We start from the raw sequence: 20,428 nt of genomic DNA, 5'->3' as shown, positions 1-20,428 counted from the left end.
GCGATGAAAGGCTACGACTTCGAGGGGCCCGCGCTGGAGCTCGGGGCCCTGGTGCGTGCGGACGGCGCCGCCGACCCCTCCGAGCCGATCCGGATCCCCCTCGGCATGCTCAACCGGCACGGGCTGGTGGCCGGCGCCACCGGGACCGGCAAGACCAAGACCCTCCAGCTCATGGCGGAGCAGCTCGCGGCCCACGGAGTCCCGGTCTTCCTCGCCGACGTCAAGGGCGACCTGTCGGGACTGGCCTCGCCGGGCGCCGCCTCCGACCGGGTCACCCGGCGAGCCGCCGAGGTCGGGCAGACCTGGACCCCGGCGGCGTGCCCGGCGGAGTTCTACTCCCTGGGCGGGCTCGGGTCCGGCGTCCCGATCCGCGCCACGATGACGGCCTTCGGGCCGGCCCTGCTGGCCAAGGTCCTCGGGCTCAACGAGACGCAGGAGTCGTCACTCGGGCTGATCTTCTATTTCGCCGACAAGAACGGCATGCCGCTGCTCGACCTGAAGGACCTCATCGCGGTCATCCGGTACCTGACCGGCACACCCGAGGCGCTGCGCGGGATCGGCGGGCTCTCGGCGGCCACGGCCGGGGTCATCCTGCGCGCCTTGACCAACTTCGAGGCGCAGGGCGCGGACGCGTTCTTCGGCGAGCCGGAGTTCGACGTGCGCGACCTGCTCCGGGTGACGCCGGACGGCCAGGGCACGGTCTCCATCCTTGAACTGCCCGCCGTACAGGACCGGCCGCAGCTCTTCTCCACCTTCCTGATGTGGCTGCTCGCCGACCTCTTCCACGAGCTGCCCGAGGTGGGCGACCTCGACAAGCCGAAGCTCGTGTTCTTCTTCGACGAGGCGCATCTGCTGTTCGACGACGCCTCCAAGGCGTTCCTGCAGTCGATCGCGCAGACCGTGCGGCTCATCCGGTCGAAGGGCGTGGGCGTGTTCTTCGTCACCCAGACGCCCGACGACGTGCCGGCCGACGTGCTCGCCCAGCTCGGGGCGCGCGTGCAGCACGCCCTGCGCGCCTTCACCCCGCAGGACGCCAAGGCGCTGCGGTCCACCGTCTCCACCTTCCCCGCCTCCTCCTACGACCTGGAGCGGCTGCTCACCGAGCTCGGCATCGGCGAGGCCGTCGTCACGGTCCTGTCCGAGACGGGGGCGCCCACGCCGGTGGCCTGGACGCGCCTGCGCGCGCCTCGCACGCTCATGGCCCCGTCGAGCCCGGACGTGGTCGCGGGCCTCATCGCCGCCTCGCCGCTCCAGCGGAAGTACGGTACGGCGGTGGACCGGGAGTCGGCGTACGAGCTGCTGTCGGCGAAGCTGACCGCCGCGACCTCCGCGTCTCCGCCCTCGCCGTCACGGTCGCCGTCACCGTCGCCCGACACCCGCCGCGAGCGGGAGGCGCGCGAGGAGCCGGAGCCGAAGCCGTCGATGCTGGAGAGCGTGCTGGAGTCGAAGGAGTTCCGCTCCATGGCGCGGTCGGCGGCCTCCGCGTTCGGCCGGGAGATCACCCGAACCCTCTTCGGCACGGCCCGCCGCGGCCGACGACGCTGAACGCACGCTGCCTCGCGGGTGATCTGATGTCCGATGAATCGCCGGAGCTGCCGCATACGATCATGCGCATATGAGCGACATCACCGAACCCCCGATCGCCCGGGTGGACGTCGTGCGCGAGACCCTTCACGGCATCACGATCGAGGACCCCTACCGCTGGATGGAGACCGAAGGCGAGGAGTTCCGCCACTGGCTGGACGGCCAGGCCAGGCACGCCCGCGAGCACCTGGACGCCCTGCCGCACCGCGCCGGCCTGCTGACCCGGATCCGCGAACTGGGCAGTGCGCTCACGCGGTACTTCGGCCTCGCGATGGCAGCGGACAAGGTCTTCGCCCTGGTACGCGAGCCGGACGCCCGTGTGCCGGTGCTGACGGTGACCGAGGCCGGCGGAGCGAGCAGGGTCCTGTTCGACCCCGGCACGGTGCCCGGCGACGGGCACCACGCCATCGACTGGTACGTGCCCTCCCCCGACGGCCGCCACATCGCCTGCGCCGTCTCCGCCTCCGGGTCGGAGGACAGCTCCATCCACGTGATCGACGCCGGCTCCGGAGCCCTGCGGGAGACGATCCCGCCCACGACGCGTTTCGCCTTCCTGAGCTGGCTGGAGGACAGCCGGTCGTTCGTCTATCACCGCTACGCAGAGCAGCACCTGTTGGACAGCCGCACCTTCCTGCACCACCTGGGCGCCGACCCGGCACAGGACACGGTGGTGCTGGCCCGCGGCCTCAACCCCCGCATCGAGCTGACCCCGCGAGACCGGCCCTTCCTGGTGGTGCCGCCACACGGCGAGTGGATGCTGGCGATCATCTCCCACGACGCGCTCAGCCCCTGGCCCTGGACCAGCGAGCAGCTGAGCGACTGCACGATATACGTGGCGCCGCGGACCGGGCTGGCCGACCCGGCCGCCTGCCCGTGGCGGCTGGTCGCGGGCGTGGCGGACGGCGTGACCACCTTCGCCACCAGCCACGACACTCTCTACCTGGTCTCCCACCGGGACGCGCCGCGCTCCCGCGTGCTGGCCGTTCCCCTTGCCGCACCCGATCTGTCCCGAGCCCGGGTGGTCGTGCCCGCGGGTGAGCGGGTGGTGGAGTCGGTGCGGGTGGTGGGCGACCGGCTGCTGGTGCGCGATCTCGACGGCGGCGTCAGCCGGGTACGGCACGCGCCCCTGTCCGGTGGCGAGCCCGCCGACCTCACGATGCCGGTGGACGGCACCATCCTGGAGTGGACCACCCACCCGACGCGGCCCGAAGCCCTGCTGCTGGTGGCCGGCTGGACCGACGCGCCGCGGCTCTACCGCTACGACGGCCAGTCCCTCCAGGACACCGGGCTGGCGCCCCGCTCACTGGTGGACTTCGGCGACGTGCACGTCCGTATCTGCACGTGCCCGCGAGGGACAGGACGCCGATCCCGCTCACGGTCATCCACCACAAGGACCTGGAGCTGGACGGCGACAACCCGGCCGTGCTCACCGGCTACGGCTCCCACGGGTTCATCGACCTGCCGGAGTTCCGTCCCGAGATGCTCGCCTGGTACGAGCGTGGCGGCGTCTACGCCGTCGCGCACCTGCGCGGCGGCGGCGCCTACGGCCGCGAGTGGCACGAGGCCGGGCGCGGCGCGCGCAAGGAGGCCACCATCACGGACTTCATCGACTGCGCCGAGCATCTCATCGCCCTCGGCTACACCCGCCCGGGACGACTGGCCGCCGAGGGCGCCAGCAGCGGCGGCATCCCCACCGGCGGCGCGCTGGTGCGCCGCCCCGATCTGTGGGCCGCCATGGCGATCCAGGTGCCCACGGTGAACGCCACGCGCAACGAGTTCACCGAGAGCGGGCCGATCAACGTTCCGGAGTTCGGCAGCGTCACCACCGAGGAGGGCCTGCGTGCCCTGCTGATCATCGACGCCTACCTGCGGGTTCGGGACGGTGTGCCGTACCCGGCGGTGCTGCTGACCACCGGCCTGCGCGACGCGCGGGTACCGCCGTGGCAGCCGGCGAAGCTGGCCGCCCGCCTGCAGGCGGCCACGGCCTCCGGCCGGCCGGTGCTGATGCGCGTCGAGGAGAACGGCGGCCATGGCGCCGGCTCGACCAGAGACCAGGAGCAGGCCCTGCTCGCCGATGTGCTGGCCTTCATCCTGCACGCCTCCGACGGGTCATGATGCTGTCGCCTCGCCCACCAGGCCGTATCCCATGTTGGTGCGGCCGGCGGGAGTGCTGGGCCTAGATCGCGATGGGCAGCGTCTCGATCCAGCAGTCGGCGACATGGGCCGCGAGCGTGGCTTTCGCCTCCTCCGCGTCCTCGGGGGTCAGGAACACTCCGGAGCCGGAGATCTCGGGCTCGTCGCCGAGCTGGACACGGGTCATGACGACGTAGACGTGGCGATACCGCTCCCGGCGGACCCGCTGGTGGTCTTCGCCGCCGCGGAGGGCTTCGATCAGATCGGTGGCCGAGGCGACGCCGAACCCGGCGTCGGCGCCCGGCAGGGGCGTGGTGGGCCACCGCGTGTCGCCGGCGAAGACGTCGTTGAAGAAGCTTCGGCGCGTGGGAGCGAGGACGTCTTCGTGCCAGCCGACCGCCATGCTGATGATGTAGTCGGTCTCTCCCCGGCTCTCCAGCAGGAAGACGCGGTCACCGGGACCGAACGTGATGGTGGGGTAGGTGGCCTTGACGCGTTCGGCCACGTCCGCGGGGGCGACTCTGATCAGCAGGCCGTGATATCTGTCCCGGATGCGCATGACCTCCGCGGGCTTGAAGAGCACCTCGACGGTGGTGTTCCGCGGAAGCCCGCCGGCCCCGTCGGAGCTTCCGCTGCTGCGGAACAGCGCCTGGCCGTGGCTCACGGTGTAGGCCCACAGCGTGAACTCACGCCGGCTACGGAAGAGCTCCTCGCCGGGCGGAAGCTGCTGGTCGGTGTCGAACCAGGCCTTGATCGTCATGCGGGTCAGGATCGCGGCCCGGAGGATCGGCGGTCAACCGCCGCTGTACCTCCGAGGAGCCGGGCGCGGCTGGGCCGGTGGGCGCTGTCAGCCCGCAGCGGACAGGCGGGACGGGGTCCCCCGATGCTGACAGCATCACCGGCATGAAAGGCGTCGCGGCCCTCGCCAACCCCCGCTTCCGGCTGCTGCTGCTCGGGCAGACGGCCGCGGTCGTGGGCGAGCAGATGTTCGCCGTCGCGATCACCGTGTCGGTCCTCCGCGCCGGTGGCGACGCGGTCTCGCTCGGGCTGGTCCTCGCCGCGCGCGGCGTCACGCTCGTCGCGTTCCTGCCCGTCGGCGGCGTGTGGGCCGACCGGGTGCCGCGGCGACGCCTGGTGATGGCGGCCTACGGCGCCCAGGCGCTCCTGGCCGGAGCGCTGGCCCTGCCCGCCACGCCCTCGATCTGGGGCGCGGCGGCCGTGGTCCTGCTGGCCGGCGTCGCGGAGGCGTTCGTCCGGCCCGCGTTCAACGGGCTCCTGCGCGGCGTTCTCACCGACGACGAGCGCGTCTCGGGCAGGTCGCTGGTCGGCGTGTCGATCCGCACCGGCGTCATGGCAGGTCCGGCCGTGTGCGTGGGGCTGGTCGCCGTGGCCGGGACCCGGGTGGCGTACGCGATCACCATGGTGGTCTTCGCGGCCACCGTCGTGGCGCTCCGCCGGGTCAGGGAGCCGCGGCGGACCCCGGCGCCGCGCGCGTCGTTCGCCGAGGACGTCCGCGCCGGCCTCGCCGAGGCGCGGCGCCGCCCCTGGGTGCGCGCCATCCTGGTCTTCTCCGCGGTCAACCTCGTGTTCGTCGTGGCTCCGACACAGGTGCTGCTGCCCGTCGTGAGCACCGCCGCGTTCGGATCGCCCGCCGTGTACGGCGTGGCGCTCACGTGCTACGGGATCGGCGGCCTGGCCGGCGGCCTGGTGACCCTGGCATGGCGGCCCCGCGCCGTGGGGGTCGTGGCGTTGGCCGCGATCGCCCTGTACGCGGCGGCGCCTCTGTCCCTGCTGCTGGCGCCGTCGCCGCCGCCGGTCTTCGTGGCGTACGCGGTCGCCGGGGCGGGGGTGGAGATCTACGCGATCCACTGGGAGGTCGCCCTGCAGCGCGAGATCCCCGACCGGCTGATCGGACGGATCAGCTCGTTCGCCTGGCTGTGCGGTTTCGGGCTCATGCCGTTCGGCCAGGCGCTGACCGGGCCGCTGGCCGGGCTCGCGGGCCCCGGCGCGGTGCTCGCGGGCGCGGCGGCCGTCATCCTCCTGGTGCCCCCGGCGCTGCTCCTGGTACGGGGCATGGCGCGGTTCCGCACGCCCGGCGACATCCCGGACGCCGATCCCGTGAGCAGGTGACGACGGTCATCCGGGGCGTCATCGCCTGGCGGAGGCGCGGCTGCGGTACTCCCGCAGCAGGGTCAGCAGGACGGCGACACCCGTGACGATCGCGAGCGCGTGCTCGGCCACGGCCACGCCGCGATACTCGTACGGCCGGTACACGCCGGGCAGCAGCACCCACAGCAGCTTCCACGACCCCCAGGCGAACAGCGAACCCGAGGCGACGAAACCGGCGGCCATGGGCAGCCACAGCGGCGTCCGCGCGCCGCCCCGCCGGCTGAGCGCCCACCCGCTCCAGGCCGCCAGAGCCGCGCACAGCGCGCCGTCGCCGACCAGGACCCGCGCGTTCGCGTCCCACCCGCCCAGGGCCGCCGGATCCAGGCCGGCCGTCCCGCCCGCCGCCCAGTACGACCACACCACGGCGAGCGCCGCCGCCGGGAGCGCCGCCCACGCGCGACCCGCCTCCGGCCCCGGCCGGCCCACCCGTCCCGCGAACGCGTGCGGCCACCGCTCCGCCAGGTAGAGCGGCAGGGCGACGACCAGCCCCACCGCCATCCCGGCGAACCCCACCGAGAGGAACACCGCCTCCCACGCCGGCATGGCCGCGCCGTCGCCCGGCGCGGCCGGTTCCCGCTCCAGGAAGCCGCTGACCAGCATGTACGGCAGCAGGGACACGAGGAAGCCGCTGCCGATCCAGGCGAACGGCAGCACCAGCCAGGCCGGCACCCGCATGCCCCACGGCTGCCCGAGCGCCAGGCCGAGGGTGATCCCGGTCAGCGCCATCACGACCGTGACCAGGTTGAGCAGCACCCAGTCGGCCGTGCCGTGACGCAGCTCCAGGACGATCCAGACGATCTTCACCATGAGGTAGAGGGACATCGAGCCCGCCGCGGTGTACGCGGCGACGCGGCGCAGCGCCGTGCGCCTGCGGCTCCCGGCGTCCCGGATGCCGGCGCCCTGGATGCCGGCGTCGCGGCGGCCGGCGCTTTCGCTGGTGACGCCGCGGCTCCTGGCGCCGCGGTCCCCTGCTTCGGCGTGCATGGTCATGAGCATGTCGGCCGGACGGCCATCCGCGCCTCCCCGGGAAGGGGCATGCGCTTCCCCCGCCGGGGGGAGGGCCGTCGGCCCCGGGGCCGAAGGAGAAGTGCTGCTACGTCACTCGCGTGTCAAAGGGTCGCTGGTCCGTGGCAGGCGTCCCGTCCGTCAGGGGGCTACCGGCCCGTCGTAGGCGTCACTCGTCCGTCAGGGCGGTCTCGTCGACGAGGCCGCGCAGGCGGGCGTTGGCGTGTTCGAGGGCGAGGAGGGCGGTCTCGCGCTGCTCGTCGCTCACCCCGCCCATCGCCTCCTCCGCGAGCTCGGCCCAGGCCCGCTCGATCCGGGGGACCAGCGCGTGACCGGCCTCCGTGACGACGATGCGCACCTGGCGGCGGTCCGTGGGCACCGGCTCGCGGCGGAACCAGCCGCCGCCCTCCAGCCGGGCGAGGCTGCGCGTGGCGGTCGGGGGTTCGATCCCGAGCCGGGCCGCGAGCTCCGAGACCGTGATCCCGTCCGGCTCCTGCGCGAGGAACCACAGCATGACGTCCTGCCCCGGGTGCAGCCCGAGCGCCGCCAGCTTGCGGGCCTTCGCGGCGCGGTAGAGCTTGCTCATCTTGTTCAGCGCCCGGTTGACGCGGATCGCCTCGGTCGTGTCCACGAGGCCATCCTATAGATGTATAGTCGGCTAATAAGTAGTCGGCTAAATATATGGAGGGCACATGGATCTGGGACTCGCAGGACGCGTGGTCCTGGTCACCGGGGCTTCCGGCGGCATCGGCCCGGCGATCGCCACGACGTTCGCCCGCGAGGGCGCACTGGTCGCCGCGGGATGGCACAGCGACGAGGAAGGCGCCCGCGGCCTGGTCGAGGAGATCGCGAGCTCCGGCGGGAAGGCCGTCGCGGTGCGCGTCGACCAGAGCGACCCGGGGTCGATCGCGTCGGCGGTCGCCGAGGTCGAGCGTGAGCTGGGCGCCGTGGCGGTCCTCGTCGCCAACGCGGTGGCCTGGCCGGAGAGAGGCCCGGAGACCTGGCAGACGCTCAACGACGGCTTCGCCGCGAACGTGACCGGGACGCTGATGCTGGTCGACGCGGTGCTCCCCGGAATGCGGAACGCCGGGTGGGGACGGCTGGTGCTGATCTCGTCCGACGTGGTGGACCAGCCGGTTCCGGCGGGAGTGACGTACCCGGCGGCCAAGGGCGCGCTGGAGACGGCCGCGAAGGTGCTCGCCGTCAGGGAGGCCGGGCACGGCGTGCTCACGAACGTCGTACGGCCCGGCTTCACCCTCACCGACCGGGTGCTGTCCACGCCGTGGCTCGGCCAGGACGCCGTGGACGCCGAGAGCGCGCAGACGCCGACGGGCCGGATCTGCACGCCGGAGGACGTGGCGTCGGCGGCGGCCTACCTCGGCTCGGCGGCCAACGGGCACGTCAACGGCGAGATCCTGTCCGTGGCGGGCGGGCGGCACCTCACCCGCTAGGACGCCGGACCGCCTCGCCAGGACGGCGTGAGGCCTCGGTAGGACGCCGGACTGCCTCGGTAGGACGGCGCACGGCCTCGGTAGGACGGCGCACGGCCTCGGTAGGACGGCGGACGGCGCGGGCCGCGGTCAGCGCCGTATCGGCTGGATGTAGGCGGTCGCCGTCGCCGTGGCCACCAGCCTCCCGTCGGGGCCGGTCAGCTCGCCCGCGAGGAAGCACACCTCTCTGCCGCGCCGTACGACCCGGCCCCGCCCCACGAGCCGTCCGGGGCGGGCCGGGCGGAGGAACTGGACCTGGAGGTCGAGCGTCGGCGCGAACTGGCCGGCCGGGAGCGTGAGGACGAGCGCCGGACCCATGGTGTCGTCGAGCATCGCGGCCAGGAAGCCGCCCTGGACCACGCCCACGGGGTTGGTGAACTGCTCACCGGCCTCGAACGCCACCTCGATCGTGCCCTGCTCGGGGTCCACCGCGACGAGCTGCCACCCCAGGGTGGCCGCCGCGGGCGACGGTGGGAGGCGCCCCGTGATCATGTCCCAGATCGGTCCACGCCGGTCGGCGTCCGTGTCCGTGCCCGTGCCCGTGGCGGGTCGGCCGGTGTGCGTGTCCATGGGACGCATTCAACAGCGCCCCACCGACATTCTCCGGCCGGCACCCGAGGCGGCTCACGGGGGGCGGCTCACCCCTCGACCGTCAGGACGGCGCAGGGCTCGGGTGAGTCCGGCGTGAGGACGCCCAGGGTGAGAGGGGCGTCCTCGATCCGCCGCAGCCGCGCGGCCTGGCCGCAGAACAGCGGCCTCCGGATGCGGTGCCGCATCCGTTCCACCCGGCCGCCGTGCCCCTCCAGCCGGAGCATCTCCGCCAGCGCGAGCGTCATCAGCGGCCCGTGCACCACCAGGCCGGGATAGCCCTCGACGCGGGTGGCGTACGGCCAGTCGTAGTGGATGCGGTGCGGGTTGGAGGTCGCCGCGCTGAACCGCATGAGCAGCACCGGGTCCGTGGCGAGGTCCCAGGCCCACGCGCCGGTCCGGGTGAGGGGCGCGCCGGAGGGGGGCGCGGGCTCCCGCCGGGCCTCCGATGGCGGGGCGGCTGCGCGATCCCGGTAGACGAGGTCCTGCCGCTCCTCGATCGCGAGCCGGCCGCCCTCGTCGTACAACCTGGTGGCGACGGACACGACGACGAGCGGACCGGAGCGCCCCGGCTTCTCGGCGACCGACTCGACGGACGACTCCCGGCGCACCGTCGCGCCCACCGCAAGCGGGGCGTGGAAGGCGACCTCGCCGCCCGCGAACATCCGCCGCGGCAGCTCGACAGGCGGCAGGAACGTCCCGCGCGCCGGATGGCCGTCCGGGCCCAGCGTGGAGGAACGGGGCCAGCGGGCCAGGGCGAGCCAGTGCCACAGGGGCGGCAGGGGGTCCCCGGGGCCGATCGGCGGCGTGCCGTCGTCGAACAGGGCCACCAGCGCCGCCACGGGACCCGGGTCGACCGTCTCCGTCGTCGTGACCGTGTGCGGCTCCCATCGGGACAGGGGGTCCGGGCTCATCGGCGCCCGCCGCCGGAGACGACCGCCATCCTGCCGCTGCCCAGCGTCACTCCGCCTCCCCCCCGTCGTCGCATGGCCCGATGACGCCGTCGTCCCTCAGCGTCGCCAGCTCCTCGGCCGACAGGCCCAGCTCGGCCCGCAGCACCTCGCCGGTGTGCCGGCCCACCGGTGGAGCCGGGGCCGGGGGCGCCTGCCGGCCGTCCATCACCACGGGTGAGCCGGGCGCCCAGTGCCGGCCGACCCCCGGCTGGACGAGCTCCGCCATCAGCGGATCGTCCCGCAGCGCGTCGCCGGCGGCAAGATCGGCGAAGCTCCGGTACGCCGACCACAGCACGCGCGTGGGCCGCAGGGCCGCCTCGGCCTCGGCCAGCGTCCGCGCGCCGAACCAGCCCGCGAGCAGCTCGGCCAGCAGCCCGCGATGCCGGTGACGCTCGGCCTCCTCGCCGAAGTCCGCTCCGAGCGCGCGGGCCAGCGCCGCGACCGCCTCGGTGAGGCCGGTCGTGGCGACGAGGTCGCGCCAGTGCCGGGCCGTGAGCGCCACGATCATGAGCCGGCCGCCGTCCGAGGTGGCGAAGTCGCGGCCGAAGGTGCCGTGGACGTGGTTGCCGCAGCGCTCCCGCGGCGTGCCGTTGACCTGCGCCTCGGCGAGGTAGCCGAGGTTACCGGCGGTCGCCAGGGCGACGTCCTCCAGCGCGACCCGCACCTGCTGCCCCTCACCGGTCAGCAGCCGGTGCCGTTCGGCGGCCAGCAGCCCGGTCGCCAGGTAGAGGCCGGCGGCGACGTCCCAGGCGGGCACGACGCTGTTGACCGGCCGCGGGTCGCCCTCCGGCCCGGTCAGCAGGGGGAACCCGGTGGCCGCCTGGACGGTGTAGTCCACCGCGGCCCCGCCGTCGCGGCGGCCGGTGAGCAGCACGTGGATCACGTCGGGGCGGCGCTCCCGCAACCGCTCGTGGCGCAGCTCGGGGAACCCCTCGACGTTCATGATCACGATCCCGCCGCGTGCCCCGCCGCTGACGACCAGGTCGGCGACGAGCCGGCGCCCCGCCTCGCGCGACAGGTCCACCTCGACGGCGCGCTTGCCCTTGTTCAGCCCCGACCAGTACAGGCTCGTCCCGCTCGCGGCCCGCGGCAGCCGGGTGCGGTCGGGCGCGCCGCCGATCGGCTCGACCCGGATCACGTCCGCGCCCAGCTGGGCCAGCGTCATGCCGGTCAGCGGGGTGGCCACGTACCCGGAGATCTCGACGACCCGCATGCCGCGCAGCGGCTGTGAGGGCCGCCCGGCCGGACGGTCCGGTGCCGCCTCTGACGCTTCGCTGTCCACTCGTCTGCTCGTCTCCTGACGTGGTCGGTCGCGGCTCGGAGCCACGTACGGCGTACGACGTCCAGGAGTGTCGTGCCCCGCTCGGTGAGCGCGTAGTCCGGCGGGCGTGTCCAGGGCCGGTCAGAGGGCGGCCGCGGCGGCGGCCAGGGCGGCGCCCGCGTCCGTGATCGGCTCGCCGTGCCCGACGCAGGCGACCTGCACGTCGAGCCGCGCCAGCCGGGCGAACGAGCGCAGCGTCGCGGCGCGGTCCAGGTTGAACACCCCGGGCATCACCTGTCCGCCGACGTGCGCCACGGTGTCCCCGGTGAACAGCACCCCCGGGCCGGGCAGGTGGACGGCGACGCTCCCGTCGGTGTGGCCGGGCGTGGCGACCACGCGGGCGCCGCCGCCGAAGTCGATCACGTTCCCGTCCTCCAGTTCGCGGTCCACGCGGCAGGGCGGCGCGGGCGGCAGCAGGTGGGCGCCCAAGTGGCGGTGCAGGGCGCGCTCCTCGTCGGTGAACGCGGGCGGCGGGCCGGGCACGTCCCCGCGGATCACCGGGGCCTCCCGCCGGTGCGCCATCACGGTCACCTCGCCCCAGCCCGCGATCTCGGCCGCCGCGCCGCAGTGATCCTCGTGGAAGTGGGTGAGCACGACCTGCCGCACCTCGTCCGTACGGCGGCCGAGCCGGCGCAGCGCCTCGGCGATGTCCGGCCCTGAGGTGGCGATGCCGGTGTCGACGAGCGTCAGCGCGCCCCCGTCGTCCCACACGTACATCTGCCCGAACTCCAGCACCACCATGTGCAGCTCCGGGCGGATCCCCACGATGTCCATGCCCTGTCCTCTCTCACGCATGACCGGGTTCCCAGCGAAGCGGCTCGCCGGCCGGGCCGTCCAACAGCGGTCGCGCCCGCATTGACAACCGGTGGTTGTCGGTCCAGGCTCGTCCGCCATGGACGTGGACATCCATGGCCTCCGGGCGTTCGCCGTCGCCGCCGAGGAGCTGCACTTCGGGCGGGCCGCCGTGCGGCTGCACCTCAGCCAGCAGGCGCTGTCGAAGCGGATCCGCAGGCTGGAGGACGCGCTCGGGACGCGGCTGTTCGAGCGGACCACGCGCAGCGTGGAGCTGACCGCGGCCGGGCGCCGGTTCCTGCCGCGGGCCGTGGAGGCCGTGTCCGCGTTCGACCGGGCCGTGGACTCCGTGCGGACGGGCGGCGAGCCGCTGCGCGTGGACGTCTACGACGAGCGGTTCACCCCGTTGCGGATGCTCCGCGAGGCGAGCGCGGCGGCCGAGCCGCCCCTGCGGATCGAGCTGAGCATGCGGCAGGGGCTGTCCGCGGCGCTGCCCGCCCTGCGGCGCGGGGAGATCGACGCCGCGTTCGGCCGGGTGCACGACACGCCGCGGCCCTGGCCGGCCGAGCTCGCCTGCCGGCTCGTACGGCTGGAGCCGCTGGACGCGTTCGTGCCCGCCGACCACCTCCTGACCGGCCGGGAGGCGCTGCGGCCCGCCGACCTGAGGGAGCACGGGATCGCCATGCCGGACCCGGCGGGGGCCGAGGAGTGGCGCGGTTACCTGACGCGCCTGTGCGAGCGGTTCGGCCTCCCGCTCCGCTTCACCGAGCCGGCCATCGGGCAGTGGCACCTGGTCGAGCTGTTCCTGCGCGAGAAGGCCGCGGTGGGGCTGGGGGAGCGGAGCATCGACGCGGGAGGCAGCGGGCTGCGCCGCGTCCCGATCGTCGAGCCGGAGATCCTCATGCCCTGGTGGATCGTGTGGCGGCGCCGCGATCCCCCGCCCCCGCTGCGCACGCTGCTGCGGCGGCTGGGCCGCGGCCCCCGGCTCCCCGCGCCCGCCGACCCGCTGCGGTGGGTGCCCGACGCCGACCGCCGCCCCGTGGACGCCTGACCGGCCCGCGCCCGCGCCCGCCGCCTGGCCGCGCTCACCCGGCCCGCGCCCGCCCGGGCCCGCCGGGCGTCACGCGACGGTGATGACCAGCTTGGCGCGGGCGTGCTCGACCTCCATGTGCCGGATCGCGGCGGGCGCCTCGTTCAGCGGGTACGAGCGCTCGATCACCGGCGTGACCTTCCCGGCCTCGGCGAGCTCCCGCAGCGCGGCGAGGTTCTCCCAGCGCGGCGCGGGCCCCATGACCGGCACGAGCCGCTGGCGGACGAACGGCCTGACCGCCATCGCCTTGAAGAGCAGCCCCATCGCCCCGAGGACGCCGCCCGGCTCGCCCCCGCCGGCCAGCAGGAGCGTCCCCGTCGGGGTCACCGCGCGGCGCAGGTCGGACAGTCCGCGGGTCGCCACTCCGTCGAAGACGACGTCGTAGCGCCGCCCCGTCCGGGTGAAGTCCTCGCGGGTGTAGTCGATCACGTGCTCCGCGCCGAGCGACCTGGCCAGGTCGGCGTTGCGGGCCCGGCACACGGCGGTCACCTCGGCCCCGAGCGCCGCCGCGACCTGGACGGCGAAGGTCCCCACGCCGCCCGACGCGCCGTTGATGAGCACCTTCTGCCCCGGCCGGACCCGTCCGGCGTCGCGCAGGCCCAGCAGCGCGGTGTTGGCCGCCAGCGGCATCGCCGCCGCCTGCTCGAACGTCAGGTTGGCCGGCTTGAGGTCCACCGCGCCGGCGCGGGCGCACACGTACTCGGCGAACGTCCCGTCGGCCTCCCCGTACACCTCGTCACCGGGACGCAGCCGCGTCACCTCGCGGCCGACGGCCTCCACCCGCCCGGCGAAGTCCCTGCCCCGGATCGGCATCCTGGGTCCGCGCAGCCCCATGACCACGCGCGGCACGTACGGGTGGCCGCGCATGAAGTGCCAGTCGTAGGCGTTGACCGAGGCGGCGTGGACCCGCACCAGCACCTCGTCGGCGGCGGGCGACGGCTTGTCCACCTCCCTCAGCTCGAGGACGGCGGGCGGGCCGTAACGGTCCTGGACGATCGCCTTCATCGGGCCTCCACGGGCGCGCGAGACAGGTGCGGCATGAGGTGGGGCCGTCCCCGAACATCGGTCCCAGCGGCAGCGTAGGCGGGCGGTCTCCGCCCGGACATCGGGGACGGCCCCCGGGCGACCCTGGGGCGACCCTGAGGCGCGCCTCACCCCTGCCCGGACGTCTCCTCCTGTCGCCGCGCGGCCAGGGCGCGGACGGCGTCGACCACGGCCGAGCGGCGGCGGGCCAGGGCCGTCCGCTCGTCGTCCTCGTCCAGGACCAGGCGGCAGAGCTGCGGCACCGCGAAGTTCCACGCCACCAGGCCGAGCAGCGTGAACATCCAGTCCTGGGCCGCGCGGGTGCGCGCCGGCTCGGCCAGGTCGGCGGCGACGCCCGCGCCGACCAGCTCGCGCACGTTGTCCCGGTACGCGGCGCGCCGCTCGTCCTCGCCCAGCACCGCTCCCGGCCCGCTCTCCAGCGCCTCCCACAGCAGCAGCCGGATCAGCTCCGGATGCTCCTGGTACCAGTCGAAGAGCTGCCCGACGGACTCGCCCAGCGCGTTCGGGTCGATCGAGCTGCTGTGGCACACCTCGTCCACCTTGGCGCGCACGACCGCGCCGAACAACTTCTCCTTGCCGCCGAAGTAGAGGTAGATGGCCTGCTTGTTGGCCTTGGCGGTGGCGGCGATCCGCTCGACCCGCGCCCCGGCCAGGCCGTGGGCGGCGAACTCGTCGGTGGCGGCGTCGAAGATGCGCCGCCGGGTGGCCTCCGCGTCGTAGCTCATGCCCTGAATTAAACCATCCAGTTGACTTGAGCGCGGCGGTGTGCGCAGAATCTAAACCAACCGGATGGTTTACTTGCTGAGAGGGCCTGATGATGTCTGCTGTCACCGCCATTCCCGTGCGTTCACCCCTGCCCGACGGGCTGGCCGGCTCGACCGCCGTGATCGTGGGCGGCACCTCGGGGATCGGCCTGGCCGCCGCGACCCTGCTGCGCCGCCTCGGCGGCCGGGTGGTGCTGGTCGGCCGCGACCCCGGGCGGCTGGCCGCCGCCGTCGCCCGGGTCCGCGACGAGAACCCGGACGCGGGCACGGACGTGCTGGGCGTGGCCGCCGACGGTGCCGACGAGGCGGCGCTCGCGGAGGCGTTCGACCTGGCCGGCTCCGTGGACCACGTGCTCGTGACCAGCGGCGGCCTCACCGGCGCGGGGCCCGTCACGGACGTGTCGGCCGGCGACCTGCGCGCGGCCTTCGAGGAGCGCGTCGTGGGCGCCTTCACCGCCGCCCGGCTGGCCGCCGCGCGGCTCCCGGAGGGCGGCACGCTCACGCTCACCTCCGGCACGTACGTGATCCGTCCCGTGCCCGGCATGGCGGGGCCGCTCGCGTCCATCGGCGGCGTCGAGACCTTCACCCGGGCGCTCGCCGTCGAGCTGGCCCCCCGCCGCCTGCGGGTGAACGCCGTCCGCTACGGCGTCGTGGACACGCCGCTGATGCGCGGCGCCTCGGGGCTGGCCACCGACGCCGCCATGGCCGCCGCCGGGGCCGGCACGCTGCTCGGCAGGTACGGCACGGCGGAGGAGGCCGCCGCCTCCGCGCTGTTCCTCATGGCCAACCCGTACGTCACCGGCCAGGTGATCACCGTGGACGGCGGCCAGAGCCTGGTGTGACCGAGGCGCGGGGGTGCGTCAGCCGTTCTCGCCGGCCCGGCGCACCGCCTCGTCGATGATCTCCTCGGCGCACGCCCGGGGCTCCCAGCCCCGGGTGTTGGTGCTCTTGCCGGGCTCCAGGTCCTTGTAGACGTCGAAGAAGTGGCCGATCTCGTTGAGCACGTACCACTGGACGTCCTCCAGGTCGCGCACGTGGTCGGCGCGCGGGTCGCCGGCGGGGACGCAGAGGATCTTCGCGTCCGGGCCGTGCTCGTCATTCATCCAGAACGCCGCGATCGGCCGCGCGCAGATCACGCACCCGGGGAACGTGGGCGTGTCCAGGAGCACCATGGCGTCCAGCGGGTCGCCGTCCTCGGCCAGGGTGTGGGTGACGTAGCCGTAGTCGTAGGGGTAGGCGGTCGAGGTGAACAGCAGCCGGTCCAGCCGGATCCGCTGCTTGGCCTGGTCCATCTCGTACTTGTTGCGCGAGCCCCCGGGCGTCTCCACGACCACGTCGACACGCATCCCGGCACCCCCTTACGGCGCTCCTCCCATGATAAGTCGGCCCCGCGAGGGCGAGCGGATCAGGGCTGGGGTCCCTACCATGAGCGGTATGGACGATCTCCCGGTGTACGACGTGGTGCTCCTCCCGCCACCGGACGTCAACGCCCGATCCGCCGACCTGAGCCGGAGCTGCGCCGAACCGGCGCCCACGGAGTTCGTCCTGCGCGAGGACGGGCCCTATCCGCACATCTCGCTGTACATGGCCAACCTCACGCCCGGCGATCGCGCCGAGGCGGTCCGGCTGCTGCGCGGCATCGCCGCGCGCACCCCCGCGCTCCACCTGGCGGGCGACCGGTTCGCGGGCAACGAGCACGGCATGTTCGAGCTGTTCTACGTCAAGACGGACGCCGTCACCCGGCTGCAGGAGGACGTCATCGCCGCCGTCGCCCCGCTGCGCACGGGGCTGCGCCGCCTCGACCCGGTCGGCCGGGTGCTCGCCGAGCACCGGCGCACCGCCCCGCCGCCGGCCCGCGACAACCTCGACCGGTACGGCTACGACGAGGTGGGCGAGCTGTTCCGCCCGCACATCACGATCACGCGGTTCCGGGACCGGGCGTGGCGGCCGGGGGACGGGGCGCTGCCGCCGGCCGCGGAGTTCACCGCGACCTACGACACGCTGGCCCTGTGCGTGATGGGCGGGCACGGCACCTGCACGGAGCTGGTGGAGACGTTCGCCCTGGCCGCCGATCCGGCGCCCGTGGCGTCGTAGCGCCGCCGCCGCTCCCCGCCGGGAGCCGGGCCCCCTCCTGCGGAAGGGGCCCGGCGGGCTTCGGTCAGTGCCCGGCGGGCGCCGGTCAGTGCCCGGCGGGCGCCGGTCAGTGTCCGGCAGCGGCGATGCGGTAGGCGCGGATCACGGTCTGCTCGACCGCGTCGCCGGCGGTGTCCACGGCCCTGGCCCGCAGCGACACGAAGCCGTCCCCGGCCGGATGGCGCAGGACGGCCCGCCCGTGGCGGAACTCGGCGGCGGCCCAGGTGGCGCCGTCGTCGTAGGAGACCTCCACGGCCAGCTCGCGGTTCCGTCCGGCGCCGCTCCCCGGCAGGGCCCGCACGGAGACCGGCACGGTGAAGCGGCGGCCCGCCGGCGCGGTGTTCGCCGCGTCGAGGGCGGGCGCGAAGGTGACCACGGACACGGGCAGGCGCGTGAGCTCGCCCGCGGTCGCCGGGCGGCCCGAGCGGAACGTCCACGCCGCCGACACGCGGGTGGACAGCGTGGCGGGCTCGCCGCGCACCGCCTCGGCGAGCAGCCGGTACGACGCCTGCCCGGCGGGCACCGCGAACCGCGCGGCCAGCGACGGCGCCTCGCCGACCAGGCCGCCGTCGCGGTAGAGGGCGGTGTGCTCCGTGGCCCGCGAGGACCAGCCCGTGGAGCCGCGCCCGTCGCCGAACAGCCACAGGTCCGCCGTGATCTCGTCGCCGGTGCGGGAGACGCCGTCGCCGTCCGCGCGCCCGTACGGCAGTGACGGGCCGAAGACGCCGCGGTTCCAGCGCTCCTCGGTGACGCGGCCCGCCGGGTAGCGGGTGGGGGCGGAGCGGAAGGTGTTGAGCCGGCCGTCCTTGCCGTACTCGTCCAGGACGTGCCGCCAGCGGACGCCGTCGTCGGTGTTGACGTGCTCGGTCCGTACGGACGGCGTGGCGAACGTCTCGGCGAACCGGGCGGAGAAGACCTCGCCGTCGCGCGGCCACGGCACGCTCGCCGCCTCCGCCTCCGCGTCCGGCAGGTGCCGGGCGTAGTCCCTGCGGACCACGGCCAGCTCCTCGTCCGTCACGGCCCGGTCGAAGCCGGTGATCATGCCGCCGCGCCGGACCCAGGCCAGCCGGTAGGCGTCGGTGCCGAGCCAGCTCGCCGTCACCAGGGTCAGGGCGCCGTCGTAGGCGCGGTCGGGCCCGAGCTGGGCGGTGAAGATCCGGTCGAGCCGCTTGCCGATCCAGCCGCGACTGAGCACCTGGCCGCCGGGGCCCTGGGTCTGGAAGACGACATGCGCACCCGCCAGGGTGGCGTCGGACGCGGGCGGCCGGATCGAGATCGGCCGGCCGAGCCGGGCGTCGGCCCGGACGGTCCGGTCCCGGTCCAGGGCCACGCCCGGGTGCACCAGCCGGGTGACCCCGTCCGCGCCGAGGACGGCGGTGTCCACGAGCCAGGTGCCCTTCGGCAGCCGGAACGTGGAGGTGGGCGTGCCCGTCCCGCCGAACACCACGACGACCGGGTGCGGGGCGTCGAGCCGGGCGAGCGACATCTCGAAGTCGGCCGTCGGCGCGCCGCTCCGGCCGGTGTGCTCGATGGTCAGGTCGTAGCTCTCGACCTCCTTCTCCACGCCCACCGGCGTGCTGACGGGCAGCCCGTCCGGCCCGGTGGCCACGACGTGGCCGCCCGTGAACCCGTCGGGCGCGTCGGCGCGGGTGTCGGACGTGACCGTGGCCTCGGCCGTGCCGCCCGCCGGCACGGTCAGGGTGCGGGGCGTCACGGTGAACGCGGCGCCGGCCCGCGCCTCCAGGGTGAGCGTGACCGGCCGGTCGCCGTGGTTGCGGTAGGTCAGCGTCCTCGTGACGGGCTGGTCGTCGCCGTGCGGCCAGGACTGCACGCCGTAGCCGAGGCCCGCGGGCCACGCGGTGACGGTCTGGGTGGTGGCGTGGTCGGCGTCGACCCGCCCGGCGCCCTGGCCGAAGACGCCGGTGCGCGGGTCCGGCTTGGCCGAGGCCATCAGCGCGGCCTTGAGCTCGCCGGCCTTCCAGCCGGGGTGGGCGCCCGCCACCAGGGCCGCCGTGCCGGCGACGTGCGGGGTGGCCATCGAGGTGCCGGACATGGTGACGTACGGGCCGGTGCCCGGGCTGTCCTTGCCCCGGGCGGCGGTGATGTCCACGCCGGGCGCGGTGATGTCGGGCTTGAGACCGCCGTCGCCGACGCGGGGCCCGCGGTTGGAGAAGGGGGCCAGGGCGTCCGCGCCGTCCACCGCTCCGACGGCCAGCGCGGCGTCGGAGCTCGCGGGGGAGCTGACCGCCCGGTCCGCGCCGTCGTTGCCCGCGGCCACCACGAACAGCGTGCCGTAGCGCTCGGTGAGCGTCCGGACGGCCTGCTCCAGCGGGTCGTCCTCCGGCGTGTCGGCCCGGCCCAGACTCAGGTTGACCACCTGGGCGCCCTGCTCGGCCGCCCACTGCATGCCGGCCAGGATCGCCGAGTCGGAGCAGAACCGCGACGCGCACACCTTGCCGTCGAGCAGGGTCGCGTCGGGGGCGACGCCGCGGTACCTCCCGCCGGAGGCCGCCCCGCTGCCGGCGATCGTCGAGGCCACGTGGGTACCGTGGCCGACCACGTCCCGCTCGTCGGGCTCCTCGGTGAAGTCGGCCCGCGCGGCCACCTTGCCGGCCAGGTCGGGATGGGTGGCGTCGACGCCGCTGTCGAGCACGGCGACCTTGACGCCCGCGCCGGTGAGACCGCGCGCCCAGGCGGCGGGCGCGCCGATCCGGGGGACGCTGGTGTCGAGCGCGAGGGGGTTGAGCCCGTCCAGCCAGACCTTGCTCCCGCCCCGCACGCTCTGCCCCGTCGCGCCCAGTCCGGCCCTGAGGTCCTGCCAGAAGCGGGCCGCGTCCTTGCGGTCCTGCTGGACGGCGTAGCCGCCGATCGCGGCCAGGCTCCTGGCGTTCGCGCCGCCGCGCAGGGTCCGCGGCCGGGCGGCGCCGGTGACGATGAGCGGCAGCGCCGCCCGCCGGTCGTCGTAGCCGTACTCCAGCAGCGTGGACACCTCGAACAGGCGCGGGTCCAGCCGGCCCGCCCCGAGCAGGGGGACGACGTCGGACGGCACGACGCTCAGCCGCCCGCCCGACGTCCCGGTGCGGAACGCGACGTCCTCGCGTCCCGGGGCGGGTCTGATCGTCGCGGTGAGGCCGCCGGTGACGGTGACCCTGTCACCCGTGATCAACGTCACCGTACGGGTGCCCGACACCGGTGCGGAGACCGGTGAGAAGGCCGGTGCCGTGGCCGAGGCCGGTGCGGCCGAGGCCGGTGAGGAAGGGAGTATCGCGGCGGCGAGGATCAGGACCCCCGCCGCCTTCGTTCTGTCGCGCACTCTGGGTCGCTCCGGATCATCGACAGTGGATCACTGGATATCCACCGAT

General features: G+C 74.7%; 18 protein-coding genes and 1 pseudogene. 8 read left to right on the top strand and 11 right to left on the bottom strand.

Features of this window, described 5'->3' with window-relative positions; genetic code table 11:
- Nucleotides 1–3: 3 nt before the first annotated feature.
- From HT134_RS06490 to HT134_RS45305, 3 genes and pseudogenes are all read left to right on the top strand, one after another.
- Nucleotides 4–1,545, top strand: coding sequence for a helicase HerA-like domain-containing protein (locus tag HT134_RS06490; RefSeq protein ID WP_175599265.1), 1,542 nt, complete (start codon nt 4–6; stop codon nt 1,543–1,545).
- A gap of 70 nt (nt 1,546–1,615) precedes the next feature.
- A pseudogene (locus HT134_RS06485) lies at nt 1,616–2,842 on the top strand (prolyl oligopeptidase family protein); the annotation flags it as partial.
- A gap of 221 nt (nt 2,843–3,063) precedes the next feature.
- Entirely contained in the window at nt 3,064–3,699 is a 636-nt protein-coding gene (locus HT134_RS45305) for a prolyl oligopeptidase family serine peptidase (protein ID WP_246363557.1), read from the top strand.
- A 61-nt stretch (nt 3,700–3,760) separates the two neighbouring features.
- On the opposite strand, the gene HT134_RS06475 is transcribed toward HT134_RS45305, so the two are convergent.
- Nucleotides 3,761–4,477 (bottom strand): hypothetical protein, encoded by a 717-nt coding sequence (locus tag HT134_RS06475; RefSeq protein WP_175599263.1) that lies wholly within the window; start codon nt 4,475–4,477, stop codon nt 3,761–3,763.
- A gap of 143 nt (nt 4,478–4,620) precedes the next feature.
- Here HT134_RS06475 and HT134_RS06470 point away from each other — a divergent pair, with 143 nt between their 5' ends.
- A complete protein-coding gene (locus HT134_RS06470; protein WP_175599262.1) occupies nt 4,621–5,847 on the top strand; it encodes an MFS transporter in 1,227 nt (408 codons plus the stop codon).
- An 18-nt stretch (nt 5,848–5,865) separates the two neighbouring features.
- On the opposite strand, the gene HT134_RS06465 is transcribed toward HT134_RS06470, so the two are convergent.
- A complete protein-coding gene (locus tag HT134_RS06465) occupies nt 5,866–6,870 on the bottom strand; it encodes a hypothetical protein (protein WP_217707213.1) in 1,005 nt (334 codons plus the stop codon).
- Nucleotides 6,871–7,060: 190 nt separating this feature from the next.
- The gene (locus HT134_RS06460) at nt 7,061–7,522 is read right to left on the bottom strand and encodes a MarR family winged helix-turn-helix transcriptional regulator (RefSeq protein WP_175599261.1); all 462 of its coding nucleotides are present in this window, start codon (nt 7,520–7,522) and stop codon (nt 7,061–7,063) included.
- Between the two features lie 61 nt (nt 7,523–7,583).
- Here HT134_RS06460 and HT134_RS06455 point away from each other — a divergent pair, with 61 nt between their 5' ends.
- On the top strand, nt 7,584–8,342 hold the full coding sequence (locus HT134_RS06455; RefSeq protein WP_175599260.1) for an SDR family NAD(P)-dependent oxidoreductase: 759 nt from the start codon (nt 7,584–7,586) through the stop codon (nt 8,340–8,342).
- Nucleotides 8,343–8,471: 129 nt separating this feature from the next.
- Here HT134_RS06455 and HT134_RS06450 read toward each other — a convergent pair whose 3' ends face one another.
- The 4 genes from HT134_RS06450 to HT134_RS06435 form a co-directional block, all read right to left on the bottom strand.
- Nucleotides 8,472–8,951 carry a PaaI family thioesterase gene (locus HT134_RS06450; RefSeq protein WP_175599259.1) on the bottom strand — a complete coding sequence of 160 codons (480 nt, stop codon included), beginning with the start codon at nt 8,949–8,951 and terminating at the stop codon, nt 8,472–8,474.
- Nucleotides 8,952–9,019: 68 nt separating this feature from the next.
- On the bottom strand, nt 9,020–9,883 hold the full coding sequence (locus HT134_RS06445) for an HTD2 family dehydratase (protein ID WP_175599258.1): 864 nt from the start codon (nt 9,881–9,883) through the stop codon (nt 9,020–9,022).
- 46 nt (nt 9,884–9,929) lie between these two features.
- Nucleotides 9,930–11,204, bottom strand: coding sequence for a CoA transferase (locus tag HT134_RS06440; protein WP_312888000.1), 1,275 nt, complete (start codon nt 11,202–11,204; stop codon nt 9,930–9,932).
- A 120-nt stretch (nt 11,205–11,324) separates the two neighbouring features.
- Complete coding sequence (locus tag HT134_RS06435; RefSeq protein WP_246363556.1) at nt 11,325–12,038, bottom strand: MBL fold metallo-hydrolase; 714 nt, start codon at nt 12,036–12,038, stop codon at nt 11,325–11,327.
- A gap of 97 nt (nt 12,039–12,135) precedes the next feature.
- Here HT134_RS06435 and HT134_RS06430 point away from each other — a divergent pair, with 97 nt between their 5' ends.
- Nucleotides 12,136–13,086, top strand: coding sequence for a LysR family transcriptional regulator (locus HT134_RS06430; protein WP_175599257.1), 951 nt, complete (start codon nt 12,136–12,138; stop codon nt 13,084–13,086).
- 69 nt (nt 13,087–13,155) lie between these two features.
- Here the strand turns inward: HT134_RS06430 and HT134_RS06425 are convergent, their stop codons facing one another.
- Both HT134_RS06425 and HT134_RS06420 read right to left on the bottom strand, forming a co-directional pair.
- Nucleotides 13,156–14,130 (bottom strand): NAD(P)-dependent alcohol dehydrogenase, encoded by a 975-nt coding sequence (locus HT134_RS06425; protein WP_175599256.1) that lies wholly within the window; start codon nt 14,128–14,130, stop codon nt 13,156–13,158.
- Between the two features lie 146 nt (nt 14,131–14,276).
- A complete protein-coding gene (locus tag HT134_RS06420; protein WP_175599255.1) occupies nt 14,277–14,894 on the bottom strand; it encodes a TetR/AcrR family transcriptional regulator in 618 nt (205 codons plus the stop codon).
- Nucleotides 14,895–15,010: 116 nt separating this feature from the next.
- On the opposite strand from HT134_RS06420, the gene HT134_RS06415 reads away from it, so the two are divergent.
- Entirely contained in the window at nt 15,011–15,775 is a 765-nt protein-coding gene (locus HT134_RS06415; protein WP_312887999.1) for an SDR family NAD(P)-dependent oxidoreductase, read from the top strand.
- Between the two features lie 18 nt (nt 15,776–15,793).
- Here the strand turns inward: HT134_RS06415 and HT134_RS06410 are convergent, their stop codons facing one another.
- Complete coding sequence (locus HT134_RS06410) at nt 15,794–16,279, bottom strand: inorganic diphosphatase (RefSeq protein ID WP_175599253.1); 486 nt, start codon at nt 16,277–16,279, stop codon at nt 15,794–15,796.
- Nucleotides 16,280–16,367: 88 nt separating this feature from the next.
- Between HT134_RS06410 and HT134_RS06405 the strand changes: the two genes are divergently transcribed.
- Nucleotides 16,368–17,027, top strand: coding sequence for a hypothetical protein (locus HT134_RS06405; protein ID WP_175599252.1), 660 nt, complete (start codon nt 16,368–16,370; stop codon nt 17,025–17,027).
- A gap of 106 nt (nt 17,028–17,133) precedes the next feature.
- Here HT134_RS06405 and HT134_RS06400 read toward each other — a convergent pair whose 3' ends face one another.
- Complete coding sequence (locus HT134_RS06400; protein ID WP_175599251.1) at nt 17,134–20,379, bottom strand: S8 family serine peptidase; 3,246 nt, start codon at nt 20,377–20,379, stop codon at nt 17,134–17,136.
- Nucleotides 20,380–20,428: the final 49 nt, after the last annotated feature.

The sequence above is a fragment of the Nonomuraea rhodomycinica genome, from assembly GCF_013363995.1.
GTDB classification, from domain to species: Bacteria; Actinomycetota; Actinomycetes; order Streptosporangiales; family Streptosporangiaceae; genus Nonomuraea; species Nonomuraea rhodomycinica.
This window is presented reverse-complemented; position numbering and strand designations above follow the sequence as displayed.

Excerpts from the sequence above, each read along its gene's own strand:
- HT134_RS06490 (WP_175599265.1), top strand. The coding sequence starts at position 4 with ATGAAAGGCTACGACTTCGAGGGGCCCGCGCTGGAGCTCGGGGCCCTG.
- HT134_RS45305 (WP_246363557.1), top strand. The coding sequence starts at position 3,064 with ATGCTCGCCTGGTACGAGCGTGGCGGCGTCTACGCCGTCGCGCACCTG.
- HT134_RS06475 (WP_175599263.1), bottom strand. The coding sequence starts at position 4,477 with ATGACGATCAAGGCCTGGTTCGACACCGACCAGCAGCTTCCGCCCGGC.
- HT134_RS06470 (WP_175599262.1), top strand. The coding sequence starts at position 4,621 with ATGAAAGGCGTCGCGGCCCTCGCCAACCCCCGCTTCCGGCTGCTGCTG.
- HT134_RS06465 (WP_217707213.1), bottom strand. The coding sequence starts at position 6,870 with ATGCACGCCGAAGCAGGGGACCGCGGCGCCAGGAGCCGCGGCGTCACC.
- HT134_RS06455 (WP_175599260.1), top strand. The coding sequence starts at position 7,584 with ATGGATCTGGGACTCGCAGGACGCGTGGTCCTGGTCACCGGGGCTTCC.
- HT134_RS06450 (WP_175599259.1), bottom strand. The coding sequence starts at position 8,951 with ATGGACACGCACACCGGCCGACCCGCCACGGGCACGGGCACGGACACG.
- HT134_RS06445 (WP_175599258.1), bottom strand. The coding sequence starts at position 9,883 with ATGAGCCCGGACCCCCTGTCCCGATGGGAGCCGCACACGGTCACGACG.
- HT134_RS06435 (WP_246363556.1), bottom strand. The coding sequence starts at position 12,038 with ATGCGTGAGAGAGGACAGGGCATGGACATCGTGGGGATCCGCCCGGAG.
- HT134_RS06430 (WP_175599257.1), top strand. The coding sequence starts at position 12,136 with ATGGACGTGGACATCCATGGCCTCCGGGCGTTCGCCGTCGCCGCCGAG.
- HT134_RS06425 (WP_175599256.1), bottom strand. The coding sequence starts at position 14,130 with ATGAAGGCGATCGTCCAGGACCGTTACGGCCCGCCCGCCGTCCTCGAG.
- HT134_RS06420 (WP_175599255.1), bottom strand. The coding sequence starts at position 14,894 with ATGAGCTACGACGCGGAGGCCACCCGGCGGCGCATCTTCGACGCCGCC.
- HT134_RS06410 (WP_175599253.1), bottom strand. The coding sequence starts at position 16,279 with ATGCGTGTCGACGTGGTCGTGGAGACGCCCGGGGGCTCGCGCAACAAG.
- HT134_RS06405 (WP_175599252.1), top strand. The coding sequence starts at position 16,368 with ATGGACGATCTCCCGGTGTACGACGTGGTGCTCCTCCCGCCACCGGAC.